Genomic DNA, 25,910 nt, shown 5'->3' with positions numbered 1-25,910 from the left:
TTTTCGCAATGGTTGATTTTGCAGACGAGAGGATCGGTGAGACGGACATGAAACTGACGCACCCCTGGATGATCGCGGGGATGATGCTGATCGCGCCATCCGCCACCCAGGCGCAGTTGCTGCCCGGCGGCGGCGGCGGGCTGGGCGCGGTGGGTCAAGCGGTGCCTGACATCATGGACCAGCTTGGCGGCGCGGTCGATGCGGCCGACCTCGACCGCTTGTCGCCCGCCCGCCTCGCCGACCGGCTGGCGGCGGCGCGCGCCACGCGCGTCACCGATTTGCTGCGTCGCCATGGCGACCGGATCGAGCTGGACGACCGGCGCGAACCGGCGCGGCGAGGGGTCATCCTCCTCACTGGCGCGGACGAAGGCGCCCTCGATGCCTTACGCGCGGCGGGCTACGGCGTGGACGGCGAGAGCGTGGAGGGCATCGACCTGGCCGTCGCCCGCCTGACCCCGCCCAGAGGCCGCAGCCTGGCCAGGGCGCTGCGCGACGCGCGCCGGATCGCCCCGCGGGCGCAGGCCAGTGCGGATAATCTCTATTTTCCGAGCGGCAACGCATGGTTCCTCGCCAGCGCCGCGCTGGCGGGCGGCGGCCGGGTCGATGGGCGGCTCGCTGGGCTGATCGACGGCGGCGTAGCGCAGCATCCCGCGCTTAGCGGGCCGATCGAACAACGCGGCTTCGCGCAGGGCGCGCCGCGCGCCAGCGCCCATGGCACCGCTGTCGCCTCGCTTATCAGTGGCGAGGGGGTGGTGCGGGGCGGAGCGCCCGGCGCATCGCTGCTGGTCGCGGACGTCTATGGCGACGATCCGGCCGGGGGCGGCGCCTTCGCCATCGTCCGCGCACTGGGATGGATGGCGGCGCGTGGGGTGCGCGTCGTCACCGTCAGCCTGGTCGGCCCGGCCAATCCGCTGCTCGATGGCGCGATCCGCCTGGCGCGGGACAAGGGCGTGATCCTGGTCGCGGCGGTCGGCAATGACGGCCCGGCCGCCCCGCCCGCCTATCCCGCATCCTATCCCGGCGTCGTCGCTGTGACCGGGATCGACGGGCGTGGGCGGCCCTTGCCCGAAGCCGGCCGCGCGCTCCATGTCGATTTCGCCGCGCCCGGCGCGGACATGCAGGCGGCGACGACACAGGGCGGCAAGGGGGCGGTGCGCGGCACCAGCTTCGCCGCGCCGCTGGTCGCGGGTCGGTTGCTGATGCGTGGCGACATCGCCGCGCTGCGCGCCGAAGCGACCCCGCCCACTAAAGGCAAGACGCCGGTCATCTGCGGTACTTGTAGAAATAATTAATAATTTTCAGTGACTTGAAATTTTTCCTGGGCCGTCGGGATTAAAGCGGGCGTCCCTTCCGTTCTCCTTTCATCGCATCGATATGCACATGAAGGAGACGAGTGATGAAAGCCAAGTTCCTGATCGCGACCGCCTGCCTCGCCGCCCTGACCGCGACGCCCGCCTCGGCCCAGCTTCTGGGCGGCGGCGGTGGCCTGGGCGGATCGCTGGGCGGCGCTTTGGGCGGCGCAGGCGGCGGCCTTGGCGGATCGCTGGGCAGCACGCTTGACGGCGCAGGCAGCCTCGACCGTAGCGTCGATCTCGATAATGGCCGCGTCGAGGCCAGCGGATCAAGCCGCAGCCGCGCCGATGGTTCGGCCACCGGATCGGCGACTCGCAAGGGCAAGACCCGCAGCGGCAGCGCATCGGGTTCTGCCGGTGGATCGGCCAGCGGCGGCCTGGCGATCGACACGCTCGGCGCCAGCGACGCACGCAACGCCGTCGGCGCCGTGCGGAACCGGGCCGGGGAGACGGCCGGCAGCGTGCGGGATAGGGCGACCGATACCGCCACCGCCGCACGGGACCGCGCCGCTACGACCGTCGCCAACGGCCGCGATCGAGCCGGCGCGGCGCTCAACGCCACCCGCGACCGCGCATCGGGCGTGGCGAGCGGCGCAGGATCGGCGGCCGGCAACGCCGCGGGCCAGGGGACGGGCGCGCTCGACAATGCCGCGTCGATTGATGCCAGTGGCCAGCTTTCGGGTGAGGTCAGCGGCCAGGGCTCGACAAGTCGCAACACCCCTACCCCCAATCAGGCGGACGATTGACCCCGCACAGGGCGTGATACGGACGGCGGTCAAGTTCCACGCCGCCGCCCGACGCCCCACCGCCTGACGAACGGGCCGGCAGCCTTTGAGGCCGCTGGCCCGTTCAACTTCGCCGATCAGCGCACGTTCAAGCCCAATTCGCCCAGCAATTGCCCCGCCTGCTCGCGAGAAATCGTCGCGCCGCGGAACAGCCCGGCATTGACCAGCCGCAATCCGCCGATATCCGCCTCGCGCAAGTCCGCGCCATCGAACCGGCACCCGTCCAGCGCCGCGTCGCGCAGGCTGCATCCGTCGAACAAGGTGCCGCGAAAATCGCATTTGGCGAGGTCCGCCTGGCTGAAATCGACTGCGGTCAGCACCTGCTTGCGAAAGGAAAAGCCCGGCAGCCGCGCGTTGACCAATAGCGTTTCGGCAAATTGCACGTCCAGCGCGCTCGCGTCGGACAAGTCCGCGCCGGTCAGTTTGCACCGTTCGAATTTGGCGCCAAACAGCTTGGCGCGGCGCAGCACGCCGTTATTGAGGTCGCAAGCAAAAAACTCCGCCTCGCGCAGGTCCGCGCCAGCGAGCTGCACGAATCCGCCGCGGCACGACTGCCACCGCGTTCCATCCAGCTTCGCGTCGGTGAAATCGGTGCGGCGGACCTGACAGCGTTCGAATATCCAGCGCGACAGGTCCAGCCCCGACAGGTCGGCCTCGTCCAGGTCGCAATCGATCAGATGCGCCGGCAAGCCTTTTTTGGCCAGCGGCGCGATGTCGCCCCTGCCCAGCGTCTGTTCACTCAGGGATCGATCGGCAAACAGGTCATCCATGCTCCCGCCTTAACGCCAACCTTGCCGATGATCCACGGTCGAAAGGGAAAAGGCGATCAAAAAGAGAACATCGTCCGTCAAGCCGACCCGAAACGGAAAAGGCCGGCACCCTGTCGGACCCCGGCCTTTCCACCCCCGTTAACCAGTCTGGGATCAGGCGACCTTGGCCTGCTCCTCCACGATCTCGTCAGGATCGCGCAACACATAGCCGCGACCCCAGACCGTTTCGATATAATTGTCGCCGCTACAGGCCAGAGCAAGCTTCTTGCGCAACTTGCAAATGAAGACGTCTATGATCTTGAGTTCAGGTTCGTCCATGCCGCCATAAAGGTGGTTCAGGAACATTTCCTTTGTCAGCGTCGTGCCCTTGCGGAGCGAGAGCAGCTCCAGCATGGCATATTCCTTACCGGTCAGGTGGACGCGGTTGCCGTCCACTTCCACCGTCTTGGCGTCCAGATTCACCGCCAGCTTGCCGGTGCGGATGACCGACTGGCTATGCCCCTTGGACCGGCGCACGACGGCGTGGATGCGGGCGATCAGCTCTTCGCGATGGAAGGGCTTGGTCACATAATCGTCGGCGCCAAAGCCGAAGGAGCGGACCTTGCTGTCCATCTCCGATATGCCCGACAGGATCAGCACCGGGGTCTGCACCTTGGCCGCCCGCAGCTTTTTCAGCACGTCATAGCCGTGCATGTCAGGCAGGTTCAGGTCCAGGCAGATGATGTCGTAATCATAGAGCTTGCCCAGATCGAGGCCTTCTTCGCCCAGATCGGTCGTGTAGACGTTGAAGCCTTCGGTCGTGAGCATAAGCTCGATCGCCTTGGCGGTGGTCGGTTCGTCCTCAATCAGCAGCACGCGCATGTGAAGCCCCTTGTTGTCACCTCGGCCAATCCCGCCGATGGATCGCAGTCCCGTTCACCCCACCAGAACGGCTTCTGCTCCAAATCATTAACCAAAAAACTTCTGAAGGACAAAGGTTAATTTTTCGCTAACCGGCAGGAATCCGCGAGTCGCATCAAAACGAATCTATTTACAAAGAGTTGAGGGCGAAACGGTCCGCCCGGAGTCAATATGGATTCACCTGCGAAACGACGCTCTCATGCGCCCAAACGTCCATCATCCTGAACCGAGGACGGAAATTTTTCGCTAACCTTAATATTGCGGGTTAACAGCCGTGATGCGTCGTCAGATAGTCCAGCAACGCTTCGACCCGCGCGGGGCGCAGGCGCGACGGCGGCGTGACGAGATGCAGGCCGAAGGGTGCGGGCCGCCAATCGACCAATATTTCCTCTACCTCTCCCTTCGCCAGCGCGTCGCCGATGATGAAGTCGGGTAGCCGGGCGATGCCCACCCCCATGCGCAGCGCGGGCAGCATCGCCTCCCCACTGTTCACGGTGATGCGGCTGCGCACTTGCACCACCACATTTTGCTGCCCCGGCCCGGCAAAGCGCCACACATCAGGCGCCGCGACGTTGGAGTAGCAGAGGCAGTCATGGGTCCCCAGGTCGGCTGGATGTTGCGGCCGCCCCCGTTCGTCCAGATAGGCGGGCGACGCGATGGTATAGAGCGTCACGTCCGCCAGCCGCCGCGCGCGCAGCGAACTGTCGGGCATGTCGGCGATGCGGATGGTCGCGTCCAGCCCCATGTCGACGATGTCGATCTGCGCATCGGACAGATGCAGGTCGACATCGACCATGGGATGCTCCTTGGTGAATTGCGCCACCAGCGGCGCGACGCGCAGCAGGCCGAAGGTCATCGGCGCGCCCAGTCGCACCACGCCGGACAGTTCCGCGGTTTCATCGCGCGCCGCTTCCTCCGCCGCCTGCCCCTCCGCCAGGATGCGATGGGCGTGGTCGGCCAGCCGCTTGCCGCTTTCGGTCAGCGCCAGACGGCGGCTGGTGCGGTTGAACAGGCTGGTGTCCAGATGCTCTTCCAGCCGCGTCACCGCCTTGGACACGGTCGCCTTCGACACGCTCAGCGCCTTGGCCGCATCGGTGAAGCTGCGATGTTCAACCACCGCGGCGAACATGGCCCAGGCCTCGAAGTCAGGTAGTCGCATCAGGAAACAATCCGTTTCAAAGCTGCCGATTTAAGAAACGATCCTGATAGCTAGATTGTCGGAAAGCAAGCGGAAGCCTCCGCCTCCGCAACGAAAGGCACTTTATATGACCACGACAACAACGAGCCGCATCGAGCGTCGCCCGTTCGCGTCGCTCGGCCATGCCGACCATGGCTGGCTGAACGCGCGCCATCATTTTTCCTTCGCCGACTATCATGCCGACGACCGTATGCACTGGGGCGCCATCCGGGTGTGGAACGATGACGAAATCGGCCCCCGTTCCGGCTTTCCGCCGCATCCGCACGCCGACATGGAAATCATCACCTATGTCCGCACTGGCGCGATCACGCACAAGGACAGCCTGGGCAACCAGGGTCGCACGGAGGCTGGCGACGTGCAGGTCATGTCGGCGGGCACCGGCATTCGCCATGCCGAATATAATCTGGAGGATGAAACCACCACCCTGTTCCAGATCTGGGTCATTCCCCGCGCCCGTGGCGGGCAGCCCAGTTGGGGCGCCAAGCCTTTTCCGAAGGGCGATCGCTCCGGCAAGCTGGCGGTCCTGGCCAGCGGCTATGACGACGACAAGGAAGCGTTGCGCATCCGCGCCGACGCCCGCCTGTTGGGCGGCACGGTCCGGGCGGGCGAGAGCGTGACTTATGACAGTGCGGACGGCCGCCACCTCTATCTGGTCCCGGCGACGGGCCGGATCGAGATTGACGGCCAGCCCTTCGAGGCCCGCGACGGCGCGGCGATCCTGGGCGGCGCGCCGATCACCATCACGGCGATCGAAGACGCTGAAATCGTTTTGGTGGACAGCATCTGACCCCTTCGGCCCGTCCATTATCCTCCCCCCTCGGATGGGCCGGGCCGCCTGCATCCCCTCATGCAGGCGGCCACCCTTTTCCTCACCCTTTCAAGGAGATACATCATGGCTAAGATATTAGTTCTCTACTATTCCTCCTACGGTCATATCGAGACGATGGCGAAAGCCATAGCGGAAGGCGCAACCGCCGCCGGCGCGCAGGTCGACATCAAGCGCGTACCCGAAACCGCCCCGCTCGAAGTCGCCCAGAACGCGCATTTCAAGCTGGATCAGGCCGCACCGATCGCGACCGTCGCGGAATTGGCCGATTATGACGCGATCATCGTGGGCACCGGCACCCGCTTTGGCCGCATGTCCAGCCAGATGGCGGCCTTCCTTGACCAGGCCGGCGGCCTGTGGGCGCGCGGCGCATTGAATGGCAAGGTCGGCGGCGCCTTTACCTCGACCGCCAGCCAGCATGGCGGGCAGGAAACCACCCTCTTTTCGATTATCACCAACCTGCTGCATTTCGGCATGACCATCGTCGGCCTGGACTATGGCTTCCAGGGCCAGATGGGCGTGGACAAGGTGCGCGGCGGATCGCCCTATGGCGCGACCACGCTGGCCGACAGCGACGGCAGCCGCCAGCCGTCGGAAGAGGAACTGGACGGCGCACGCTATCAGGGCCGTCGGATCGCCGAAACTGCGATCAAGCTGCACGGCTGATCGTCTTTCGCGCCGTCTAACGAAAGTCGAGTGGAAAGAATCTTGGGTGATATCAGGGCTTGAAACGGCCGTAAGGGGCTGGCGCATCGGCACTATGCGCCAGCCCTTGTTCGTTGATGCTGGCGAGGGGCGACGCCATTTCGAGAATAGGCGAGTTTCGCGCCAATCCTCTTCATCCAGCCTCGCCAGTCGTCCGACAAGCGCGTAACGACACCGGCCTGGACGCTTAACGCGGCGCCAACCCTTTTCATTGACGGCATGGCAGGCCCGATGACGGATAAGAACGGGGGGACCGGAGAATTATTAAATGGCCAGCACAATCAATGCGACGGGCGCGAGCACAGCGTGGGGACAAATCAAGAAGACGCTGGATACGGTCGTCAGTCCCGTGACACCGACGCCAGCGACAATAACTGCCCCCAGCGATCCAGTTACATCGACGCCGCAACCCGTTGTTGCGACCCCTACGGCATCCGAACCGCTGACCTATAGCGCGCCGTCCTCCGGCCCACGCCAGGTGACCGCCGCGACAGCCGCTCCCACCCCAGACGCGACCCTGACCGATCGACTGAGCGACGCGGGCTATTACGCATCCCCCCAAGCCGCCGCTGTCGCCGATCCGGTCGCCACCGCGCAGGCATCAAAGGAGGACAAGGCGTCGCTGACTCAGGCGCAACTCATCGCCCAAGCCGCCTATGCCATTGTTGCCCGCGCAGGGGCTGACGATCGCATGTCTTTGATTCAGGACGGCTAATTCAACCAGCGGCTGGCCGCTGGCGACAGGCGGATCAGCCGGGCGATCGCGAACGGGATCAGCAGCGCCGCCAGCAATAGCCACGGCTTGCCCATATAGGGGGAGAGATAATGGATGATGGCGACATGGGCGTACATGATGACCAGCGACGCCCGCCCCACCGCCGCGACTGGTCCGGCAAAGAGCGCTACCAGCGCAGACAGGCGGAACAGCAATAGGGATGTGGCGATGGCCGATGCGATCGACAGCAAGGGCCAGCCATAATCTGCGGCCTTCATGTTGAGCGTCGGCATGACCCCCGCCAGCCCGACCAAGGCCAGCGCACCCAGCGGGGCGACCATCCAGCCCCGCCACCGCACCCGCGGCCAGAGCGCCCCCACCCACAGCAGCACGAAGGCCATCGGCACGCTCAGCAGACCCAGCGGCGATGCCTGCGTCCACCAGCCCAGCGCATAGGCCAGGACCAGCATCGGCGGCAGAAGCATCGCCCAGCGCCGGTCCAGCACATCGGGCCAGCGGCGGAGCGCGACATTGAACAGGATGCGCGCCATCATTAGGCAGGGCACGAACCAAAAGATGGTGTAAGGCCCGCGCAACCAGAAGCCGCCCAGCAGGATCGGTGCGAGATCATCCGGCCATTGATGGAAGATGGGCCGACCGCCCTTCAGCGGTTCGATGATCTGATCCATCAGGATCAACAGCGCCAGGAAGAGAAGATAGGGCCGCATCTGACCGACCAGTTGCCGCCGCGTGAACGCGCCGACATCCTGGGGCCGCGACAGCATCCCGGACAGCAGGAAGAAGAGCGGCATATGGAAACTATATAGGGCGTCGCGAAGCGGCCCGCGGGTCCAGACATGGCCGACCACCACAGCCCATATGCCCAATCCGCGCGCGACATCGACCCAGTCCAGCCGAAATTGCGCCTGACGCCGATCATGCCCCCTGTATTCCATCGCCTCCACCGCCTATAGGAAGCCGCGCGCGCGTCAATTCCCCACCCCTTATTGTCCCGATCGGAAACTCCTCCTTGGCCCTGCTTACCGACCATGTGCTGTTCATCGATGGCGAAGCCCTCATCCTCGACAAGCCCGCGGGCCTGCCGGTCGATGCGCCGCGCGACGGCTCCATGGCGCTCGAAAATCACCTCGCCTCGCTGACCTTCGGTTTCCAGCGCTGGCCGCTGCCGGTACACCGGCTGGATCGCGACACCAGCGGTTGCCTGCTGCTGGCCCGCAACCCCAAGGCGCATAAGCGCTTCGCCGCCGCGTTCGAGGCCGGGACGGTGGTCAAACGCTATGTCGCGGTGATCGAAGGCGTGCCGACAGAGGATGAAGGCACGATCGAACTGGCGCTCAGCAAGATCAGTTCCGCGGCGGAAGGATGGCGCATGATCCCGGCCAAGGCGGGGAAGAACGCCATCACCCACTGGCGCAAGGTCGCGGAAAAGGACGGCCGGTCGCTGATCGCCTTCTCCCCCCAGACCGGGCGCACCCACCAGATCCGCGTCCATGCGCTGCATGGCCTGGGCTTCGGCATCGTGGGCGATCCGGTCTATGGTGACGGGGAAGGAGCCATGCTGTTGCACAGTCGTTTCCTGAGTATGCCGCGCGGCGACAAGCCCGCGGCGGAGGCGAGCGCCGCCCTGCCTGCGACCTTCGCGGCGGCAGGCTTTGGCCAGGATTTGCTGGACGATGCCGGACTTTGACATTCCCGATGATGCGCTGGAGGAGCGCTTCATCACCGGCGGCGGGCCGGGCGGGCAGAATGTCAACAAGGTGGCTACGACCGTCCAGTTGCGCGTGGACCTGTTCAAGCTGGCCCTGCCGCCCTACGCCTATCGCAAGCTCAAGGAACTGGCCGGATCGCGCCTGACATCCGGCAATGAGATCGTGATCCAGGCGTCCCGCTTTCGCACGCAGGAGGCGAACCGGCAGGACGCGCGCGATCGCCTGAGTGCCATGATCGCCAAGGCCCATGTCCGCGACGCCCGCCGCATCGCCACCAAACCGGGCAAGGCGGCCAAGGCCCGGCGCACCGACGCCAAAAAAGCGCGCGGCACGATCAAGCAGGGGCGTGGAAAGGTTCAACTGGACTGAGAAATAACGTCCGATCGTAGGACGGGATCGAGCCAGTTCCCGATACCGCTTTGGTGCTCAGGCTGGTTCGGGTTGCAGGATGGCCGGCACGACAACGGATTGCTCTTCAACCGCACCTCTAGTCAATCGCTTGGCAAGCGCCAGGGAGGCCCATGCAATCAGGACGCCGACCGGCAGATCGATCAGATAATGCCAGCGCGTCGCGACCGCAGTCACCATGATGAAGAATGTCAGGAAAGCATAAAGCGGTAGCAATATGCGGCCATGCTGCCACGCGAAGCCAAGGAAGAGGCAGGCTGCGGCCGTATGCAAGGACGGCATTGCCGCAAGTCCGACGGTGAAGGCGACCCCGCCATTTCGTTGCAGCCAGGCCGGCCCCTCTGCCACTGAACGCTGGTAGAAATCGAACATGCTGGTTTGCCCGGACGTGACCATCGGGTTCAATCCCTGTTCGTAGATAAAGGGACCAACCGCCGGCGCGACCAAATAGGCCAAGGTGCCAATCACTTGCAACAAAAGGGCGGCAATAACCAATTGGGAAAAGACCGTCGGCGTCCGCACTGCATGATAGCAAAAACTGCAATAGAACATTGCAATATAGCCGATCATGTAGAAATTAGCTTCATAAGGTATGATCGACACCATCATTCGGCGGATCATCATGCACAAATCGACGACCGGACGTAAATACTGATCGATAGACCAATATAATTCATCATAAACATATGGATTTATGTGTGGGATCCATAATTTTATATTGAAATGTGCGAACAGCACAACGACATAGCAGGGTAACGCGATCAGGAATGTCCGGGAAAGCGCCTTTTTCTGGCCAAAATAGGCAAATGCTCCCCAAATTCCCACGCCGATCAGTGGATAAAGGTAATGGACCCCGACATAGGCCGCGCGTTCGCCGGCTGGAAATATGATGGGTAGTTGATGCCATACCGAAAATAGCAGCATCGTTGCCAACATGGCCAAGGAAATGCCGATCTCCGGCAGTATTTTCTTTCTGTTGGTCATGGATGTCGTCTCCGCGAATGCGGGAACTGCTAACTAAACAAGGTTACCAACGGATAAAGACGCGCATCCTTTTGGGTTGGTTTTGATATTTGAGGGCGATCCACCTTCAAGCGGCGCCGAATGTCAGAATCGGGCCACTAGGCGACCGCCCAAACTGATATTAAGGGGGCAGTATGTACGACTTCGCCCCCTCCACCGCCGACAAGCCCACCCTCTACGCCGACCTGCTTTCGGCTGCCGATGCGCTGACAGCATCGGAGCCGGACCCGGTCGCCAACATGGCGAACCTGTCCGCCCTGCTCTGGCAGTTCCTGCCCGATCTCAACTGGGCGGGCTTTTATCGCATGGTGGAGGAAGAACTGGTCCTTGGCCCGTTCCAAGGCAAGCCCGCCTGTATCCGCATCCCGGTCGGCCGCGGCGTATGCGGGGCGGCGGCGGCGGCCCGCGAAACGCAATTGGTGGAGGATGTCCACGCCTTTCCCGGTCATATCGCCTGCGACGCCGCCAGCGCATCCGAAATCGTGGTTCCGGTGCTGCACGACGGACGACTGATCGGCGTGATCGATCTCGACAGTCCGCTGCTCGCCCGGTTCGACTCGGATGATGCCAGGGGGCTGGAGGCGCTGGCGGCGCGGATCGCGGCGCGTATTTCCTGATCGGTTAACCCTGTTTCTTTACGGCGTGTCTTGGCATCGCCCCTTTCCGCCCCGTTTCGGGACAGGATTTGACGGCCTGGATCATGGATAGCCGCGGATCGCCATGCTAAACGAAGTGTTAGCATTTTTGGGCTGCGCATCCGGTTGGCGCGCCATGAAAACAGGGAGTGTTAACCATGCGGACTCCAACCCTATTGCTTCTGGGGGCGAGCATTGCGCTGGCTGGCGTCGCCACACCGGCGATCGCGGGCGGCGCGAACGGACCACGCCCCGGCGGGTCGATGCCGCACCCCGGCCCCCGGCCCGGCGGTATGCACATGCCGCGTCCCGGCGGCTGGAACGGAAACTGGAACAAGGGCGCGCATCGCTGGGGGCAGCGCCATAACGGCCGCTGGTTCGCCGGCTGGCGCGCGCCGGGCGGGTGGGGCGGTTATCGGCGCCCGGTCTATGGCTATGTCCTGCCGCAATATTGGACCAGCCCCAATTATTATATCGCCAATTATGGCGCCTATGGCCTGCCCGCGCCAGCCTATGGCTATGGTTGGTCGCGCTATTATGACGATGCAGTGATGACCGACCGTTATGGTCGGGTCTACGACCATCGCAGCGACATCGACTGGGATCGGTACGAAGGCGGCTATGGTCCCGATGGCGATGACGCCTATTATGACGAACCGCGCCGCGACAATGGCGTGGGCGGCGCCGCGATCGGCGCGGTCGTGGGAGGCGTAGCGGGCAACCGCATCGCCGGACGCGGCAATCGCACCGCAGGCACGCTGATCGGCGCCGGCGTCGGGGCCGCAGCGGGCCTGGCGATCGACAAGGCGGAAGACGGACCGCGCCGCAACGCGCCGCCCCCGCCGCGTCGTCCGGGCGTGGGCTATGACGATGGCTATGGCTACGCCGACGACAGCGTCACCACCCAGAACGATTATGAAGGCCGCTGGACCGGCACCTGGACCACGGATGACGGGCGGCAGGTGAGCGGCACCTATGACGGCCGGTTCGAGGGCGAAGTGCGCGGCGCTGGCGTCGACTATGACGCGCCGCCTTATGCCGGGGCGTCGCATTGGTCGGCGGGTCCGGGCCCGGTGGTGCAGCAGGGCGGCGGCTATATCGCGGGTGGCTATTATTATCCTGCACCGGTGGTGACGACCGTCACGATACAGCCCGCCCAGACGACAACGACTACGACGACCACCTACGTCACCGAAACGGTTCGCCAGCCGGTACGCCGCAGGGCCGTTCGAAGCTGCCGCTGCAAATAAGCGCTGGTCAGGCGAGTCACGACGCCGGACCAGCGCTGGATCGGGGTCGGGCCGCACAGGCCCGACCCCTTTTTTGCCGATCGAATTTCGGAGAACTGAAGGTGTCGCCCGGTAGTGGTCGGCCCAGATGAAAGTCCTGCCCGACGCATCGCGCCAGACACGCCAGGGTCCGCTGCATGTCATCAGGATCTAAACCTCGACCAGCCCGCGCGTTGGCGTTTGGCGCGGCACCGTTCTGTTTTACCTAGCGCAGCAATGGCGGCAAAATCGGTTCGAAGACCGACAAGACAAAAGCGCATCAGGTTGCAGCAACCGAAACGGATGGCACAACCACCATTGAACGATCGACCTTCGCCGATCTGGCTGTCTATTTGCGGTACATGCCCACCAGTTCGACGGGAAGCGGCGGTTCGTCACGCTGTTGCGCGCCGCGAATGGCCTGCGCCTGCTCGTGCGGGTCGAACCGGACCCAGCCGCTGCGGCTGAGCTTTTCCAGCGGGCGATAGCGGATCTTATATTGCATCCGCTGCGACCCATCGACCCAATAGCCCAGATAGACATAGGGCAGCCCGGCGCTCGCCGCGCGGGTGATGTGATCCAGGATGATATAATTGCCCAGGCCCGGCCGATGCTCCAGCGTTGTGTCGAAGAAGCTGTAAATCATCGACAGGCCATCGCCCTGCCGATCGGTCAGGCAGGCGCCGATCAGCTTGCCGGGGCGGCCATCGACGCCCGGTTCGCGATATTCGATGATATAGCTGTCGACCGGGGTCTGTTCGACCATGTCGGAGAAGTCCATCTCGTCCATCTCGGTCATACCGCCGCCGGGATGACGATCGACCAGATAGCGCTGGAGCAGGGCGAACTGTTCCTCGGTGGACCAGGGCTTACAGGCCGTGACGATCAGGTCGCTGTTGCGACGGATCAGCTTGCGCTGGGTCGCATTGGGCTGAAATTCGTTGGCGCAGACGCGCACCGACACGCAGGCGGAACAATCCGCGCAGCTTGGCCGATAGGCGACATTCTGGCTGCGACGAAAGCCGATTCGGCCCAGCGCGTCGTTCAGCTCCGTCGCATTCTCGCCATTCAGTTCGGTAAACACCTTCCGCTCGCTCTTGCCCGGCAGATACGGGCAAGGGCTGGGATTGGTGACAAAGAAACGAGGGAAACGGAAGGCGGCGGTCACGCTCCAGGTTTCCTTTCATGGCGGCGGACATCAGTCATGTTTTCGACTATGCCGCCCCGATGTTCCTCTGAAAAGGGCGTTTACCACGAAAAATCGTGGTCCGCTCCCGCCGTTACGCAACCTCGATCGGCGCGACCTCATAACCGGCCTCGCCCAGCGCCGCGATCAACCGTTGCAGATGGCCGCGGTCGCGCGTTTCGCACTCGACGTCCAGGGTCAATCCTTTGGCCGGAAGGTTGGTGAAGATACGCTGATGCGCCAGTTCCAGGATATTCACCGCTTCCTGATCGAAGATGCGGGCGACATGGAACAGCGCGCCGGGGCGATCCTGCAGGATGATCCGCAGGCGCGCCAGACGGCCCGACCGGGCGAGGTCGCGCAGCAGCACATTGGCGAGAAGGCGGGTGTCGATATTGCCGCCGGTCAGCACCAGCCCGACATTGCGCCCGGCGAATTTCTCCCGATAGGTCAACAGCGCGGCGAGTCCCGCAGCCCCCGCGCCCTCCACCACGGTCTTTTCGATCTGCAGCAACAGGCTCAACGCCTCTTCCAGCCGTCGTTCGCTGACCAGCAGCACGTCGTCGGCCAGCCGCTCCACGAAGCGGCGAGTCAGCTCGCCGGGCTGCTTGACGGCGATGCCCTCAGCCAGCGTATCGCCATCGCAGGCCAGGTCCGCGCCCTTGATGAAGTCGTACATCGACGGATACAGTTCCGCCTGCACGCCATAAAGCTGGATATCCGGCTTCATCGCCCGCGCCGCGGTGCCCATGCCCGAAAACAGGCCGCCGCCGCCGATCGGGATGATCAGCGTGTCGATCTCCGGCGCATCTTCCAGCATTTCCAGCGCGACCGTGCCCTGCCCGGCCATGATGTCGGGTTCGTCGAAGGGATGAACGAAGGTCAGGCCCTGTTCCTCCTCCATCAGCCGCGCATGGGCGTAAGCGTCGTCGAATTTCTCGCCATATTGCACCACGGTCGCGCCATGGCCCTGCGTCTGCGTGATCTTCACCGTGGGCGTGGTGGTGGGCATGACGATGGTGACGGGCACGCCCAGCCGCTTGCCATGATAGGCCAGACCCTGTGCATGATTGCCCGCGGATGCCGCGATCACGCCCTTGGCTTTGGCTGCGTCATCCAGCTGGATCAGGCGATTGAGCGCGCCGCGTTCCTTATAGGCGGCGGTGAACTGGAGATTTTCGAACTTCAGATAGACGTTGCAGCCCAGCATGTTCGACAGCGTCTGGCTGATCAAAGTCGGCGTCTTGACAATCGAACCCGCAATCCGGGTGCGGGCGGCAAGGATGTCATCGACGGTGATGGGCAGCGGCAGGGCGCTTTCGATCTTGGCGAGCGTGTTCATGTGCGGGCACCTAAACGAAAATTGCGGGCGAAGAAACTGGCACTGTCGGAAAACTGGCCCTATGGCGGGAACCACGCACTAAATGTACGAGGCATATGGCTAATATCGCGTTTATCGGCCTGGGCGTCATGGGCAGCCCGGTTGCAGGGCACCTGGCCAAGGCGGGGCACAGCCTGACCGTTTACAATCGCTCCATCGGCAAGGCGAAGAGCTGGGCGGAAGCCTATGGCGGCGCCGTCGCGATCAGCCCGGCCAAGGCGGCGGAGGATGCGGACATCGTCATCAGTTGCGTCGGCAATGACGATGACCTGTCGCAGATCACGCTGGGACGCGAAGGCGCTTTCCGATCGATGAAGGAAGGCAGCCTGTTCATCGACCATACCACCGTGTCGGCACGGATCGCGCGGCAGTTGTTCGTTGAGGGCGAGAGCCGCGGCATCCATAGCGTCGACGCGCCGGTGTCGGGCGGTCAGGCGGGAGCCGAGAATGGCAAGCTGTCAATCATGTGCGGCGGCAGCGAACCGGCGGTGGCGGCGGCGAAGCTGGTGATGCAGGCCTATGCCGCGCGGATCGTGCATGTCGGCGGCGCAGGCGCGGGCCAGACGACCAAGATGGTGAACCAGATTTGCATCGGCGGCGTGTTGCAGGGCCTGTCCGAGGCGCTGCGCTTCGCCCAGGCGGCCGAACTTGACCTGGACAGGGTGTTCGAGGCGATTTCCGGCGGCGCGGCGCAAAGCTGGCAGATGGACAATCGGTGGAAGACGATGGCGCAGGACAGTTTCGACTTCGGCTTCGCGGTGGATTGGATGCGCAAGGATCTGGGCCTGGCGCTGGAGGAAGCGCGAGCCAACGGCGCCACATTGCCAGTGACCGCGATGGTCGATCAATTCTACGCCGACGTGCAGGCTATGGGCGGCAACCGTCAGGACACCAGCGCGCTGGTGCGCCGGATCACCCGCGCATGAAACCCCTCTATATCGCGACCATTGCTGCGCTCGCCCTGCCCCTCCCCGCTTACGCCTCTGGCGTGATCGACAATGTCAACGGCATCGCGCTGGACCCCAGCGGCAAGGTCGTGCGCTTTGGCGCGCTGCTGATCGACGATGACGGCAAGGTCGAAAAGCTGCTGCCGGGCCGTTATCAGGAGCCCAAATACGAGCGGCCCAAAAAGCCGAAAAAGGGGCAGCCCTGGCCTGAACCGCCCAAAGGGCTGGCGTTCAAGCTGGATGCGGGCGGCAAGACGCTGATCCCCGGCCTGATCGACGCGCATGGCCATGTCATGGGCTATGGCCTGTCGCTTATCACGCTCGACCTGTCGGACACGCGATCGTTGGCAGAAGCGCAGGCGAAGATTCGCGCCTATGCGCAGGCCAATGCCGGGCGCAAGTGGATCATCGGCACCGGCTGGAATCAGGAACAATGGGGTCTGGGGCGCTTCCCCACCGCCGCAGAACTGGACGCGGCGGTCGGCGACATTCCGGTGTGGCTGGAGCGGATCGACGGCCATGCCGGCTGGGCCAACAGCGCGGCGATTCGCGCGGCGGGCATCACCCCCGCGACCAAGGCGCCGATGGGCGGGCGGATCGAAATGGCCAACGGCAAGCCTTCCGGCGTCTTCGTCGACAAGGCGATGGACCTGATCCAGAAGGTAACACCGCCGCCCGCGCCCAAGGACCGCGACATCGCGTTGGAAAAGGCGCAGCGCGCGCTGCTGGCGGTTGGCATCACCGGCATTGCCGACATGGGCACCAGCATAGAGGATTGGCAGGCTTTTCGCCGTTCGGCCGATCGCGGCGCGCTGCGCGTGCGGATCATGTCCTATGCCTATGGCATCGACAATATGGTGCTGATCGCCGGGCCGGAGCCGACGCCCTGGCTCTATGACGACCATCTGCGCATGGGCGGCGTGAAGTTGCTGCTCGACGGCGCCTTGGGGTCGCGCGGCGCCTGGCTGCGCGCCGATTATGCCGATGCGCCGGGCCAGCGCGGTTTGCCGATGATCCCAGACACGCAGTTGCGCAATTTCATGAGCCGCGCGGCGATGGACAATTTCCAGGTCGCCGTCCACGCCATCGGCGATGCGGCCAATCATGAATTGCTGAACGCGATCGAGGAACTGAACGACACCTATAAGGGCGACCGGCGCTGGCGGATCGAACATGCGCAGATCGTCACGCCCAGCGACCTGCCGCGCTTCGGGCCGCTGGGCGCGATTGCATCGATGCAGCCCGTCCATGAAGCGTCCGACTGGCGCATGGCGACGGCGCGGCTGGGCGAAGCCCGGCTGAATGGCGCCTATGCATGGAAAGCGATGCTGGACAACAAGGTGCCGCTGGCCTTCGGTTCCGACGTGCCGGTGGAAAGCCCCAATCCCTTTGCCGGCATCGCCGTGGCCATGAGCCGCGAGGACGGCAAGGGCGAACCGGCCGGTGGCTGGATGCCCGAACAGCGGGTCGGCTTCGACGCCGCGCTGGACGGTTTCACGCGCCAGGCCGCCTATGCCGGTTTCGCCGACAAAAAGTTCGGCAGCCTGGTCCCCGGCCAGCGCGCCGATTTCCTGCTGATCGACCGCGACATTTCGGCGGCACGTCCGGCCGACATCCGCCAGACCCAGGTGCTGGAAACCTGGATCGGCGGCAAGCGGGTCTATGTGAAGGGGCAGTAGCGCAGCGCGGCCGATTTAGCGCGACTGGGCGGGGTTCCAGACGGTGACGGTGCGCCCCGTCATCGCCTTGGCGACGCCCTGAAGGGTCGCGGCATAGGCGATCAGCACATCGACCAGCGCGGCGACAGGACCGCTCTTCGCCCGCACGCCGATCCACAGCAGCAGCGCCACGCCCAGCGCACCCGCCAGATAGAGCGCCGGCGACACCCGCATCGCCAGCGCGCCCGCAGCGAGTCCGCCGACCAGAATGAACAGCCCGCCGAACCAGCGGACGATCTTGCGCGACGCATATTTGAACCGATCCAGGGCGCCCAAACGCCGCAACTGCGGCCGCAAATGAACATGGGTATGCCAGGCGCGCGCCGCGATCCGGACCTTACGCCGATATTCGTCTTTGCGAGCTGTCACCAGCCGTTCGCGCGCGATCACATCCTTCGCCTTGATGAGGCGCTTGCCCGCGAACAGGACCGCCATGGACACGGTCAAATCGTCCAGCACGCTGTCGGGGAAATCGGGATAGAGGCTGCGCCGGATCGAGAAGATGGAGCCATCGGCGCCCAACACATTGCCGGTGCGCGATTCTTCATCCTTCAACCGTTCCTCGATCCGCCAGTAGAGCGACCCGACCGAGGCGGTCGCGCTATCCTCCGCGCCAATATAGTGGAGCGACCCCAGCACGCCGCCGACCTGACTGTCGGCATAGCGGGCGAGCAGGCGCTCCACCGCTTCCCCGTCCAACAGCACATTGGCGTCGGTGAAGATCAGTATCTCCCCTCGCGCGCGGACGGCCAGTTGCTTCATGCCATGCGCCTTGCCGCTGCGCCCCGGCCCACGGATGAGCGTCACCAGATCGCCTTGCGCGGCGATCAGGTCGCCGGTGCCGTCGGACGAACCATCATCGAAGGCGAGGATTTCAAGGGTGGGATGAAGCTGCTTGAGCATCGCCAGATTGGCAAGCTTCTCCGGCATCGCCGCCGCCTCATTATAAGCGCAGAACAGCAGGGAGGCGCTGGGGGATGGGCTATCGACCGGCGTTTCCGCTACGGTCGGTAGCGCGCGCAGGATCAGCGGGTAGACAAGAAACGGCCACGCCACCGCGAGCAGGCAGAGCAGAAGGACAACGCCAAGGATCAGGTCGGTCGCCATCGCTCAATAGGCCTTGTGATGGACCAGCACGCCCAGCGTCGCGAAGATGATCCGCAGATCGCGCCAGACCGACCAGTCGCTGACATATTCGAGGTCCGACTGAAGCCGGTCGATCAGATCCTGATGATGATCGGTGGAACCGCGATGGCCGCGCACCTGCGCCAGCCCGGTCATGCCCGGCTTGATGCAATGCCGTTCCCAATAGCGGGCATCGACCTCCCAATAGAGGCTGTCGCCGGCCTTGGCGGCGGCGGCGTGGGGACGCGGGCCGACGATGCTCATGTCGCCCTTCAACACGTTGAACAATTGCGGCAGTTCATCGATGCTGGTCTTGCGCAGGAAGGCGCCGACCTTCGTCACCCGATCGTCGTCGCGCCGGGTCAGGGTCGCCGCCTTGTGGTCGCTCGCCTCCGCCCGCATCGAGCGGAACTTGTAGATGGCGAAGGGCCGGGCGTCCTTGCCGATGCGCGGCTGGCGGAACAGCGCGGGGCCGGGGCTGGTCAGGCGCACCGCCAGCGTCGCCGCGATCAGGATCGGCGACAGCAGGATGGTCGCGACCGCGGCGACGATCAGGTCGAACAGCCGTTTGATCAGCCGATCGCGGAAATGGAGCGGACCGCCGGCGACGATAATGGTGGGCTGACCATCCAGTTCATCGATCCGCGCCGGGGCGAAGCGCAGCAGTTCTGGGACGACGATCTCTCCCCGCGCCGACAGCGACTTGAGCGCCGCCGACCAGTCCGCCATCCGATCGAGCGGACAGGCGACGATCACCCGCTCCGCCATGCCGACCGCCGCCGCCAGCCGCGCCGCCATGTCGGCGTCATGCCGTTCGGGATGGAGGTTGGCGGCATCGGCGTCGATCAGGTCCATATGCGGCCCGGTTTCGATCGCCACGCCGTCCAGAATGACCGCGGTCAGATGCGGCACATCGCCCAATACCCGCACCGCGAGTCGCACGACCGCCAGCCGCACCAGCGTCACCGCGATGGCGCTGAGCGTAAGGCCGGTAATGAAGGTCAGGCGCGACAATTGCTCGGCGATCTTGCCCAGATAGACGATCAGCAGCATCAGCAGCGCCGCCTGCGCCAGCGCCCACAGCGCCCGCACGATCCCCCGCCGCACCCGGTCCAGCGTATTGATGCCATAGGCGCCACCCTGCACCGCCAGCAGCGCATAGAGCGGCGCGACCATGGCGAACATGACGAGGCCATGGGGTTTCCCCGGCTCGCCCCAGAGCGCGCCCAGCACGAACCAGTTGGCGGCCAGGAAGGCGCAGAACAGCCCCGCCATGTCGCCAGCCAGACACAGCGCATAAAGCCGCAGCCGCACGATTTCCTTCGAGACTGTCACCGATGCGCCCTGATTATCGCCATGCGTTCCGTTGGCACCGGGAGAGGCGGGTTGCAAGGGGTTCGCGTCCCCCCACCCGTTCGCTTCGAGCGCGGTCGAGAAGCGCCCAACGCTGTGCCCGCGTTTCTCGACCGTGCTCGCAACGAACGGATCTGGGTGGTTAGACCGCGAACAACCGCGTCAGCGCCTTGTCCAGCATCAGCAACTGCCACAACAGCCGGCCATGATCCGACACGCCCGATCGATGGTCCGCCGCGACCTTCGCCAGCATCCTGGTGTCGAACCAGCCGGTCCTGGCCAGCGCGGAGCCGCCCGCGATCGCGGTTGCCTCGCCCGCCAGAGCGCCCCGGAACCAGGCGCTGATCGGCGTCACGAAGCCCATTTTCTGGCGATAGAGAATGTCCTGCGGCAGGAACGGCTCCATCGCCTTCTTCATCAGATATTTGCCGCTATTGCCGCGGATGCGCTGCGCCACCGGCAGGCGGGCGGCGAATTCGACCAGACGATGATCCAGCAGAGGCTCGCGCGCCTCCAGGCTGACGGCCATGCTCATCCGGTCGGTCTTGGTCAGGATGTCACCGGGCAGCCAGATGCGGATGTCGGCATATTGCGCCCGGTCGAGAGGATCGCGCGCGGGCGCATCCTCCATCGCCTTGATATAACGGTCCTCGGCGCGATAGGCGCCCAGCCGACCCTTCATCTCCTGGCTGAACAATCGCTGGCGCAGCGCGTGCGGCGTGACGCCTACCGACGCGGCATAGGCTTCCCCGCCCTCCCCCGCCAGTTCCAGGAAGGTCGATTTCGCGCGCAGCGCGCGCGGCGCCCAATCAGCCTTGGGATAATATTTACCGAGCGTCCCAAACAGCGGCTGGCGCACCGACGCCGGGATCAGGCTGCGGAAACGCTCGCCCTGCATCTGGAAGCGATGGCGGCGATAGCCCGCAAAGGCCTCGTCCGCGCCGTCGCCCGACAGCGCCACCGTCACCTGCTCGCGCGCCAGTTCGCACACGCGGAAGGTCGGCAGCGCGGAAGCGTCGGCGAACGGCTCGTCGAAATGGAAGGCCAGCCGGTCGATCAGCCCACAATCGTCAGGCGATACGATTCGGCTGCGATGGTCGGTAGCGAAGCGGCGCGCAATGCGATCCGCATAGGCTGTCTCGTCCAGCGCGGCGACGTCGAAACCGATGGTGCAGGTCTTGACCGCCTGGGACGAGGCTTCGGCCATCAGCGCGACGACGCTGCTGCTGTCCACCCCGCCCGACAGGAACGCGCCCAGCGGCACGTCGGCGACCATGCGCGATCGCACCGCCTGTCGCATCAACGCGACCAATTCCTCCTCCAGCGCTTCAGGCTTTGCCTTGGTCCGGTCGGCGAAGCTGACATCCCAATAGCGTTGCGGCTGCGGCAGGGGCCGTCCGCGCACCAGCCGCAGCGTCTCGCCCGCGCCCAGCTTGCGCACGCCCGCGACCAGGCAGGCGTCGTCGGGCACATAGCCATAGGCCAAATAATCCTCGACCGCCGACAAATCCGGCGCGCGGCGCAGCAGGGGGTGCGCCAGCAGGCTCTTCAATTCCGACCCGAAGATCAGGCTGCCATCGGACAGCAGCGCATAATGAAGCGGCTTGACCCCCAGCCTGTCGCGCACCAGCCACAGCGCCTGCGCCCGCGCATCGAACAGGGCGAAGGCGAACATGCCGTTGAAGCGCTGCACGCACTCCTCGCCCCATTGGCGATAACCATGCAGGATGACTTCGGTGTCGCTATGCGTGCGGAACACATGGCCCTTCGCCTGCAATTCTGCGCGTACCTCGGCGAAATTATAGATTTCGCCGTTGAAGACGACCGCCAGGCTCTCATCCTCGGTCAGCATCGGCTGAGCGCCGGCTTCCAGGTCGATGATCGACAGGCGTAGATGGCCGAGCCCCACGCCCGGCGCAGTCCAGATGCCGCTGCCGTCCGGCCCGCGATGCGGCATGACGTCCAGCATCGCGCGCACCCGCGCAGGGTCCACGGGCTTGGCCGTTTCGAGATGGAAAATGCCTGCTATGCCGCACATGCGAACTTCCCTAGCGGATGCCGACGCTGCGGTCAGCCAAAACCCGCACATCGCCCAAATCGGTCAGGAACGCCGCGATCGCCGAGTCGGACGGACGCCCTTCGGCGTCTTCCGCCGACACCAACAGGGCGACGGCACGCTGATCCTGCCCCAGCAGCCGGGCCTTCATCGTCGCCAGCTTGACCGCAGGCTTGCTGCCCGACAATGCGCCGCCGCCTATGCCGTAAAAGCTCACGACGTGGCGCACCACCGGGCCAGGCGCGGTGATCTGCTCGCCCCGGCCATAAGCGGGCGCGCGGGCCGGCGACGACCAGACCCATTCGCTGTCGGGATCGGCCGCCCCCTGGCCGAAGCCCACCAGTTCGCGCCCCTCTTCCTGTCGCGCAAAGGCGGCGATGGCGAGGTCCACGACTTGCCCTCGTCCGTTGCGGTAGCGGCCGATGACGAAATGATCCGCGCCATCGAAACGCGGCGTCCACGGATAGGCATGGCGCGCGTCGGTCCGGGTCCAGCCCTCCACCATGGGCAGGGTCAGTGCAAGCGGCAGCGGATCGGCGGTCGCGGCGGTCGTGGCGAGCCACAGGGGCGCCGCGACGATCACCGCCAGCGCACCTCCGGCAATTGTGCCGGTGCGCGGCGACGCACGCACCGCGCCTTGCAGGGCGCGCGGATCGAACCAGGGATCGCCCGGCTTGCGATCGAAGAAGGGCCAGGCGGTGGCCATGACGATCGCCATCACGATCGCAAAAAAGACCCAGCCATAGACGACATGGTCGAACCCGACGGCGGCATCGACGGTGGTGAGATGCGCGACCAATATGGTGGCGAAGGCGCGCACGCCATTGGCCAGCACCGACAGGCTGAGCGCTCCGACGATGAACACCGCGCGCCGCGACCAGCTTTTGAAACAGACATTGCAGACCAATACGCCATAGGCGGTCATGGCGATCAGGAATTTCGCGCCCGAACAGGCCTCGGCCACTTCGAAATAGCCGGTCGGCGTCGTAATGAAGATGCCCTCCATATGCGCCGGCACGCCAGACAGGTCGAGCAGCAGCATGGCGAGACGCGCCGTTACCAGTTGCAGCGGCGGCACGATCTCCTCACCAAAGGGCACCATGAAAAAGGCGTAGAAAAGCGGGAAGAGCAGCGCCCGCGCCACCGCCGGGCCGAGCAGCGCGATGGTCGCACCCTGCAACATCATAATCAGTGCGCCGTGGCGCACCATCGCCACGCCCGCCGCTGCGCCCAGCAGCCAGGCCAGCGCGCCCGCCCCCAGCCAGACCAGCCCCGGCGTCCAGGCGACCGGCTCCAGTTGCCGCAATCCGGGCAGGCGCTGCTGCACCAGCCAGGCGATGAGGAAGGGGATGAAGAGGCAGTGGCCGAAGGTGGAGGCGTTCCACCAGATCGACACCATGCCCCGGACATCGGCGAAGAACAGCGCGATGATCGCAAAAGCGACGACGCCCAGCGCGATCAGATGACCGCGCCAGCCGGTCAGGTCTGTGAGCGGCATCCGGTCCATGGAGATCGCCCGTTCGTTCACGCCGCGCACGCGCTCTGGGCGGGCGATCCCAGCAGCAGGTCGGGCAGCGCCGCCAACGTAGCGGACCAGCGATAGCGTTCCTCCGTCCGCTTGCGCCCGGCGAGGCCCAGTCGCTGCGCACGCGCAGAGTCCGCCAGCAGCGCGACGATCTTCGCCGCTTCTTCCGCCGGATTGGCGGCGACCAGAAAATGGACGTCGTCGCTGGCGTCGATTCCTTCGGCCGCCTGCGGCGAGGCGACGACTGGCCTCGCCATCGCCATCGCCTCCAGCACCTTGTTCTGGATGCCGCGCGCGATCCGCAGCGGCGCGACGACGACATCCGCCGCCGCCAGCCAGCCACGCACATCGGGCACTCCGCCGGTCACGATCACGCCGGGCAAGTCGGCCAACGCCTCCACCGCCTTGGCCGGATTGCGCCCGACAATGGCGAAGCGGGCATCGGGATGAACGATGCGAATGGCGGGCAAACTCTGGCGCGCGAAACTCTCGACCGCCTCGACATTGGGGCGATAATCCATCTGCCCGGTGAAGACGAGCAGCGGCCCCTCCCCGCGATCGACGGCAGGAAAATCCGCCGCCGGATCGAAATAGTCCAGCGCCACGCCATTCTCGATTGCGACCACGCGGTTGGCGTCCAGGCCGCAAGCGTCGCGGAACAGGGCGGCCTCCGCTTCACTGACGAAGCTGCTGATGTCGGCGCGCGCCGCCGTCCGCCGTTCGAAGTCGAGCAACACTCGGCCCTCGCGCCGGTTGATCCAGCCCATCGGTCCCGCCCCTTCTGCGCCATAGGTCGCATATTTGGCGGAATCGAAATCGACGAAATCCATCAGGAAACGCACGTCAGCGGGCAGCACGGGCACGAAATGCGCCATCTGCGCCGAATAGGCGACGACGGCGCGGATCGGTCGCTGCGCCAGCGTCTGCGCCACCCAGCGATGCAGGCCGGGATGATCGAACAGCGACACGAGGAGCGACTGGCGTTTGGCCAGACCCGTCAGCCCGGCGACCAGTTTCGACCGGTCGCGCATCAGCACGCACTGGCTGACCGCGACCTGCGCCATGTCGCTTGCAAAACCCATGTCGCGATCATCGTCGGCAAAGCAGCCGACATGGACGGGCGCGATTTGCGCCAACCGCTGGAGCAGGTGATAGGAGCGGATCTTGTCGCCCCGGTCCGGTGGAAAGGGGATGCGGTGGCAGAGGAAAAGTATCTCGCCGGTCATCCCAGCCCTCGCGCAATATGCGGCCCGATCAGGTTGGCGATCGATTCGGGCAGTTTCTTCCAATATTCGACCTTACGCCGATATTGCGGAGACAGCGGATTGACGTCGCGCGTCTCCTTACCCGGCGCGGTGCGCAGATGATAGCCGAGCGGTTCGCCCTCGAACCCCCAGGTCTTCTTCCAGGCGGCGGGGCCGGTGCCGACCTTCGACCGGCCGAAATCGAAGACGGCGCAGCCCCGCTCGCGTGCGGCCCGCATCAAACTGAAATAGAGAAATTCGTTGGATCGCATCGCGCGTGCGCCTTCGCCCGCGCCATGCCAATAGGGCATACAGGCGCCGCGATGATAGAAGCTGATGACCGCCGACAGCGGCACGTCATCCTTTGAAACCAGAGCGATGTCGGCGTCGTCGCCGAACCGGTCCATGATCTGGTCGAACAAGGCGCGCGGGAAGACCGGCGTGCCCAGATTATGAACGCTATGGGCGTAGAGCCGGTAATGGATGTCGCGCATCCGCTTGTCGCGCCCCGTCTCGAATTGCAGGTCGTTCGCCATCCCCTTGCGGATTTCCGCCCGGTGGCGCTTGGGGACGGCCTTCAGTTCCGCCTCGTCATCGGCCGCGAGCGCACGCGAGAAGCCCAGATAGGCGTCCGCCTTCTCCTGCCAAATCGGACCGCCGGGCGCTTCCCCGCCGCGCAATTCCAGCGTGTCGCAGCCCAGTTGTTCCGCCAGGGTCCAGGCGGCGTCGGCCAGCGCCGGCCCGGCCTTGCGATGGCTGGCCAATATGCCGCCATCGACGGCAAAGCCACTCCCCACCAGCGCACGTCCAAACAAGATCGAACGGATATAGGTCAGCGGCAACAGGCCGACGATCGCCCCGTCGATCTGGCGCGCGACCAGCATCTTGGCCTTTTGCCCGGTGCCTGCTTCGACCCCCATGATCCAGCCAGGCCGATGGAAGGGGGTCGAAGCCGGCTGGGCGCAGACCCAGGCGTCGATCTCGGCGACGGTCACGGCATCGGACAGGCGCGCTTCATCGACGATGACCCCCAGACCGGTGATTGCATTCATGGACGTCA

The 25,910-nt window shown here is 65.0% G+C and carries 24 protein-coding genes; 11 read left to right on the top strand and 13 right to left on the bottom strand.

Annotation, left to right across the window (positions count from 1 at the left end; all coding sequences use genetic code 11):
* The first annotated feature begins 8 nt into the window (after positions 1-8).
* Both EWH12_RS05735 and EWH12_RS05730 read left to right on the top strand, forming a co-directional pair.
* Positions 9-1,292: a S8 family serine peptidase gene (locus tag EWH12_RS05735; protein WP_129925979.1), complete on the top strand. Its 1,284-nt coding sequence runs from the start codon at positions 9-11 to the stop codon at positions 1,290-1,292.
* Between the two features lie 104 nt (positions 1,293-1,396).
* Positions 1,397-2,098, top strand: a complete 702-nt coding sequence (locus tag EWH12_RS05730; protein WP_129925978.1) for a hypothetical protein — start codon at positions 1,397-1,399, stop codon at positions 2,096-2,098.
* Positions 2,099-2,214: 116 nt separating this feature from the next.
* Here the strand turns inward: EWH12_RS05730 and EWH12_RS05725 are convergent, their stop codons facing one another.
* The 3 genes from EWH12_RS05725 to EWH12_RS05715 form a co-directional block, all read right to left on the bottom strand.
* On the bottom strand, positions 2,215-2,907 hold the full coding sequence (locus EWH12_RS05725; protein ID WP_129925977.1) for a pentapeptide repeat-containing protein: 693 nt from the start codon (positions 2,905-2,907) through the stop codon (positions 2,215-2,217).
* A 153-nt stretch (positions 2,908-3,060) separates the two neighbouring features.
* Positions 3,061-3,768 carry a response regulator transcription factor CtrA gene (ctrA, locus tag EWH12_RS05720; protein ID WP_066603360.1) on the bottom strand — a complete coding sequence of 236 codons (708 nt, stop codon included), beginning with the start codon at positions 3,766-3,768 and terminating at the stop codon, positions 3,061-3,063.
* A gap of 304 nt (positions 3,769-4,072) precedes the next feature.
* Positions 4,073-4,966 (bottom strand): LysR family transcriptional regulator, encoded by an 894-nt coding sequence (locus EWH12_RS05715; RefSeq protein ID WP_066603363.1) that lies wholly within the window; start codon positions 4,964-4,966, stop codon positions 4,073-4,075.
* A 106-nt stretch (positions 4,967-5,072) separates the two neighbouring features.
* Here EWH12_RS05715 and EWH12_RS05710 point away from each other — a divergent pair, with 106 nt between their 5' ends.
* From EWH12_RS05710 to EWH12_RS05700, 3 genes are all read left to right on the top strand, one after another.
* The gene (locus EWH12_RS05710) at positions 5,073-5,792 is read left to right on the top strand and encodes a pirin family protein (RefSeq protein ID WP_066603367.1); all 720 of its coding nucleotides are present in this window, start codon (positions 5,073-5,075) and stop codon (positions 5,790-5,792) included.
* A 105-nt stretch (positions 5,793-5,897) separates the two neighbouring features.
* Positions 5,898-6,497, top strand: a complete 600-nt coding sequence (gene wrbA, locus EWH12_RS05705) for an NAD(P)H:quinone oxidoreductase (protein WP_066603370.1) — start codon at positions 5,898-5,900, stop codon at positions 6,495-6,497.
* 307 nt (positions 6,498-6,804) lie between these two features.
* Positions 6,805-7,251 (top strand): hypothetical protein, encoded by a 447-nt coding sequence (locus tag EWH12_RS05700; RefSeq protein WP_129925976.1) that lies wholly within the window; start codon positions 6,805-6,807, stop codon positions 7,249-7,251.
* Here the strand turns inward: EWH12_RS05700 and EWH12_RS05695 are convergent.
* Positions 7,248-8,207 (bottom strand): acyltransferase family protein, encoded by a 960-nt coding sequence (locus EWH12_RS05695; protein WP_129925975.1) that lies wholly within the window; start codon positions 8,205-8,207, stop codon positions 7,248-7,250. The two genes, EWH12_RS05700 and EWH12_RS05695, sit on opposite strands and share 4 nt — an antisense overlap.
* Positions 8,208-8,281: 74 nt before the next feature.
* On the opposite strand from EWH12_RS05695, the gene EWH12_RS05690 reads away from it, so the two are divergent.
* Entirely contained in the window at positions 8,282-8,959 is a 678-nt protein-coding gene (locus EWH12_RS05690; protein WP_066603378.1) for an RluA family pseudouridine synthase, read from the top strand.
* Positions 8,946-9,350: an alternative ribosome rescue aminoacyl-tRNA hydrolase ArfB gene (gene arfB, locus EWH12_RS05685; RefSeq protein ID WP_066603380.1), complete on the top strand. Its 405-nt coding sequence runs from the start codon at positions 8,946-8,948 to the stop codon at positions 9,348-9,350. The genes EWH12_RS05690 and arfB overlap by 14 nt, the downstream gene beginning before the upstream one ends.
* Before the next feature lie 57 nt (positions 9,351-9,407).
* On the opposite strand, the gene EWH12_RS22620 is transcribed toward arfB, so the two are convergent.
* The gene (locus tag EWH12_RS22620) at positions 9,408-10,373 is read right to left on the bottom strand and encodes a phosphatase PAP2 family protein (protein WP_165363571.1); all 966 of its coding nucleotides are present in this window, start codon (positions 10,371-10,373) and stop codon (positions 9,408-9,410) included.
* Positions 10,374-10,546: 173 nt separating this feature from the next.
* On the opposite strand from EWH12_RS22620, the gene EWH12_RS05675 reads away from it, so the two are divergent.
* Together EWH12_RS05675 and EWH12_RS05670 are read left to right on the top strand one after the other, a co-directional pair.
* Entirely contained in the window at positions 10,547-11,029 is a 483-nt protein-coding gene (locus EWH12_RS05675; protein ID WP_066603389.1) for a GAF domain-containing protein, read from the top strand.
* 176 nt (positions 11,030-11,205) lie between these two features.
* Complete coding sequence (locus tag EWH12_RS05670; protein ID WP_129925974.1) at positions 11,206-12,297, top strand: RcnB family protein; 1,092 nt, start codon at positions 11,206-11,208, stop codon at positions 12,295-12,297.
* A 367-nt stretch (positions 12,298-12,664) separates the two neighbouring features.
* Here EWH12_RS05670 and EWH12_RS05665 read toward each other — a convergent pair whose 3' ends face one another.
* Positions 12,665-13,483, bottom strand: coding sequence for an arginyltransferase (locus EWH12_RS05665; RefSeq protein ID WP_066603396.1), 819 nt, complete (start codon positions 13,481-13,483; stop codon positions 12,665-12,667).
* Positions 13,484-13,595: 112 nt separating this feature from the next.
* The gene (locus tag EWH12_RS05660; RefSeq protein WP_066603399.1) at positions 13,596-14,843 is read right to left on the bottom strand and encodes a threonine ammonia-lyase; all 1,248 of its coding nucleotides are present in this window, start codon (positions 14,841-14,843) and stop codon (positions 13,596-13,598) included.
* Positions 14,844-14,938: 95 nt separating this feature from the next.
* Here EWH12_RS05660 and EWH12_RS05655 point away from each other — a divergent pair, with 95 nt between their 5' ends.
* Positions 14,939-15,808: an NAD(P)-dependent oxidoreductase gene (locus EWH12_RS05655; protein ID WP_129925973.1), complete on the top strand. Its 870-nt coding sequence runs from the start codon at positions 14,939-14,941 to the stop codon at positions 15,806-15,808.
* Positions 15,805-17,508, top strand: coding sequence for an amidohydrolase (locus EWH12_RS05650; RefSeq protein WP_129925972.1), 1,704 nt, complete (start codon positions 15,805-15,807; stop codon positions 17,506-17,508). Before EWH12_RS05655 ends, EWH12_RS05650 begins: the two co-directional genes overlap by 4 nt.
* Positions 17,509-17,523: 15 nt before the next feature.
* Here the strand turns inward: EWH12_RS05650 and EWH12_RS05645 are convergent, their stop codons facing one another.
* The 6 genes from EWH12_RS05645 to EWH12_RS05620 form a co-directional block, all read right to left on the bottom strand.
* The gene (locus tag EWH12_RS05645; RefSeq protein ID WP_066603407.1) at positions 17,524-18,654 is read right to left on the bottom strand and encodes a glycosyltransferase; all 1,131 of its coding nucleotides are present in this window, start codon (positions 18,652-18,654) and stop codon (positions 17,524-17,526) included.
* 3 nt (positions 18,655-18,657) lie between these two features.
* Positions 18,658-20,007: a sugar transferase gene (locus EWH12_RS05640; protein WP_066603409.1), complete on the bottom strand. Its 1,350-nt coding sequence runs from the start codon at positions 20,005-20,007 to the stop codon at positions 18,658-18,660.
* 160 nt (positions 20,008-20,167) lie between these two features.
* Positions 20,168-22,063, bottom strand: a complete 1,896-nt coding sequence (locus EWH12_RS05635; protein WP_129925971.1) for an XrtA/PEP-CTERM system amidotransferase — start codon at positions 22,061-22,063, stop codon at positions 20,168-20,170.
* A 10-nt stretch (positions 22,064-22,073) separates the two neighbouring features.
* Entirely contained in the window at positions 22,074-23,609 is a 1,536-nt protein-coding gene (gene xrtA / locus EWH12_RS05630) for an exosortase A (protein WP_129925970.1), read from the bottom strand.
* The gene (locus tag EWH12_RS05625; RefSeq protein ID WP_066603420.1) at positions 23,606-24,832 is read right to left on the bottom strand and encodes a TIGR03087 family PEP-CTERM/XrtA system glycosyltransferase; all 1,227 of its coding nucleotides are present in this window, start codon (positions 24,830-24,832) and stop codon (positions 23,606-23,608) included. Before EWH12_RS05625 ends, xrtA begins: the two co-directional genes overlap by 4 nt.
* Entirely contained in the window at positions 24,829-25,902 is a 1,074-nt protein-coding gene (locus EWH12_RS05620) for a FemAB family XrtA/PEP-CTERM system-associated protein (protein ID WP_129925969.1), read from the bottom strand. The genes EWH12_RS05625 and EWH12_RS05620 overlap by 4 nt, the downstream gene beginning before the upstream one ends.
* Between the last annotated feature and the right edge of the window lie 8 nt (positions 25,903-25,910).

This window comes from Sphingobium cupriresistens, from assembly GCF_004152865.1.
Classification (GTDB): Bacteria; Pseudomonadota; Alphaproteobacteria; order Sphingomonadales; family Sphingomonadaceae; genus Sphingobium; species Sphingobium cupriresistens.
The sequence above is the reverse complement of the archived record's forward strand: the minus strand, read 5'-3'. Positions and strand labels throughout refer to the sequence as shown.